Source organism: Bartonella queenslandensis AUST/NH15 (assembly GCF_000312585.1).
GTDB classification, from domain to species: Bacteria; Pseudomonadota; Alphaproteobacteria; order Rhizobiales; family Rhizobiaceae; genus Bartonella; species Bartonella queenslandensis_A.
On sequence record NZ_HE998013.1, the window covers coordinates 132,814 to 135,965 of the forward strand.

Annotated in this window: 2 protein-coding genes; both read right to left on the minus strand. The window is 38.7% G+C overall.

Features of this window, described 5'->3' with window-relative positions:
• Positions 1 to 560: 560 nt before the first annotated feature.
• Complete coding sequence (locus tag BN338_RS08660; protein ID WP_039761076.1) at positions 561 to 1,163, minus strand: invasion associated locus B family protein; 603 nt, start codon at positions 1,161 to 1,163, stop codon at positions 561 to 563.
• Positions 1,160 to 3,152 (minus strand): Vomp family autotransporter (locus tag BN338_RS08665; RefSeq protein WP_156809280.1); only part of this gene is annotated, 1,993 nt, incomplete at its 5' end. The genes BN338_RS08665 and BN338_RS08660, both read right to left, overlap by 4 nt.

Below are 3,152 nucleotides of genomic sequence, written 5' to 3' on the forward strand. Positions count from 1 at the left end.
GCGTTATTCATACACAAGGTTCACTTGTTATATGCAACAAAATAGTTTTGATTCTGCTAGAATAAAAGCTTCATGGTCCTACAAAATGTAATTACGGTAGCCATTATCTCGTGAATACAAAGAAAAACTATCGTTCAAAAAATTTTCTAGGATTATAAATTTACTTGTTATTATAACATTTCAATTGAACAATATTAATGCCTAATCAGACTGTTCTAAAAAGCCATATGAAACCTTAAAAAAGAGCTTAACCTGCGCCTTATTGTAAAGAAGCCATATTGTTATTTATTTAAAATTGAGTATTTCTGATAACTTTTTATTGCTAACAACTAACGCAATTACTCTCTCAGATTTGTGGAAAATCTCTAACCTAATTTTCTATTATATAAAGCTCTTATGATGACTTTAACTTCATAAAATGCGCATTTTTTTTTGAATAAATCACCTCTCTATCACATTACATAAAACTTCTCACTGACTTCGCCTTATAATTTACATTTTAAAATATAACACAATGATTTATGGAAAAATGACTTTTGTTAAAAACTCTCAATGAACTTCTAAGGGCGCAAAGAATTAAGTGCTGCGTTTAACCCTTTAAATGGCACAGTAAAAGAAAATACCTTTCCCTCTTTAAGTTTATAGGAAATACGTACTGTATTATCCTGTTCTATTTGTTGAGTAAGAAGCGGCCCTACAGGTGATTGTGCCAAACAAACCGTTTCATTACACTGCGTATAACGAATGAGAACAGGTTTTTTTACACCTTTCACAAACATTTGAATCGGAACATTTATATCAGAATTTGGCAATGTGCGAAAAAGCATCACTGCTTGACCATTTGTCGTAGAAACAAGAGACCAACTAAAAATAGTATTTCCTTCCTGATCATGAACAGTCTGTGTCACATTACATATACCTTGCTTAAGCTTAAGCTTTTGTTTTTCATCACAAATTAAAGTCCAGTCATAAAACTGCATAATAATTCGACGTGTTTCACCTGGTTCTCCTTTAGGTATCGATAAGTGCGGAGGATGAATTGTATAAATACTATTATTCTCATTAGCAAAGCTTTCGCCTTTGCCTATTAAGGCAAAAGCGAACAGAATCTTCACTAACATACTTCTCTTGTTTAAAATAATAATCATTTTTTCTATTATCATCTCAACCTCAGAGTAATCCCAGCGCCTATGCCCCAATGGCCTCCAGCACTTGTAACAGATACATTCGAGCGAATATTTCCATCTTCAGAAGTATAACCAGCACCAATAGCAAAGGCAGATTGGCTGCGCCACAAACCACTACCAAATGAGACACTTACAGATCCTGGTATATCATAGTAACGTAAGTTAGATACCGCCAAGCCGATAGCAGCCGCTTGTCTTGCCTCCTTGCGGACATCCTCAATGGCATAATTTAACGTCTCAAATTTTATATCCGTGTAAGATTTCGCCTCATTAACACCATTATTGACAAGACTACTTACCTGATCATCCGTATACTTCTTCGCATCATCAAGGACCAACTTCATCTGCTGTTCCGTATAATCATGTAATTGACCACCTGTAACTGCTTCTTTTGAGCCACTTTCAATACGACCATCCGCTACATTGTCTATCAATACTGGATCACTTTCATTGCCACCAACTAACGTAATCTTATTTGTCTTCTTGCCTTCAGCATCCTTATCGTAGTTAACGGCACCATTCGTAACTGCACTTTCAACATCCTTAACATGTTGATCTAAGTTTTCTACACGATTTTCAACCGCTGAAACTTTCTGGTTCGTCTCCCAAAGCTGACCTCCATTCACAACTTCTTTCGAACCTTCAGATATTTCACCATCCGCCACATGCGTAATCTTACTGTCCCCTCCATTATGGCGACCATCATAGCCTCCTAACTCATCATTCCAACTCAAACTGTTCGAAGAAACATTCTCAGCTACAGTATTAAGACGATCATTGATACCTGATAAACTATCATTAACGCCTTCAAATGCATCCGCTACATTATCATAGCTCTTACTTTCAGAAGAACTCCCATCGCTCTTGAACTGCGTTATTTCGAATTTAGGCGCTGTCCATTGTCCTCCCTGATAGCTGGCTCCACCTCCAAAATATTGTGCTAACGTTTGATTCAACTGATACAACTGGTTACCCGTGATCGCTTCTGTCGAACCAGACGAAATATCTCCATCAACAAGATGGCTCAGCTTGCTATTCTGCTTCTCTGAACCTTTGCCATGAAGTGCTACAAAAGATCCATCCGCATCACTCCATAACAACGCATTCTGCTCAATATTGTCTGAAAGATCGTGACGAAGCTTCGTGAAAGAAGTATTCATACCTGCAAAAGCAGCGGCAACATTATCATAGCTTGTCTCTTCAGAACTTCCATCCTCTTTAAAGCTCACTATTTTGAAGCTTGGAGCGGTCCATGCACCTTCTTCATAACCAGCTCCGCCACCTAAGTAGCTCGCAAGCGTCTGATGCAAGGAATAAAGCTGACTACCATTCACGGCTTCTGTCGACGCTTCTGTAAGTGCTCCTGCTTTTACACCTGTGAGACGACGTTCTGCACCGTCACTGTTTGCGATGCTGATTTCTGTACCTTCTTTCTCCGCACCTATCTTGATTACCTTGGTCACATCATCTTGCTTAACAAGACTATCACTAACAACTTGGTTAATCTGATTGTTAATATTCGTGACAGCATTCGTCACTTCATTATGAAGATTACTGAAAGAGCTACCAACACTTGCAAAGGCTTTTGCTACATCATCATAGCTCTGCTCTTCAACCTTACTACCATCCTCACTGACAGTGTAAACCTTAAAGTTTGGAGCGATCCATTGACCATTCTCGTACTTAGCTCCCCCACCAAAATAGCTCGCCAGTGTAGTGTTCATCGAATAAAGCTGAGAGCCATTGATCGCATCTGTTGAACCTTCAGCGACAAGACCATTCGCAAGAGATGTGATCTTGCTGTTTTTCTTATCATCTTCAGTGCCATGTGTCGCAACAAACGCATGATCTTTATCACTCCACAACAACGCATTCTGCTTAATATTTTCAGAAAGCTCAGTCGTGTTTTGCGTAATCTCTTTATGAAGCTCTGTGAATGAATGATCAACACCACCAAACGCATCC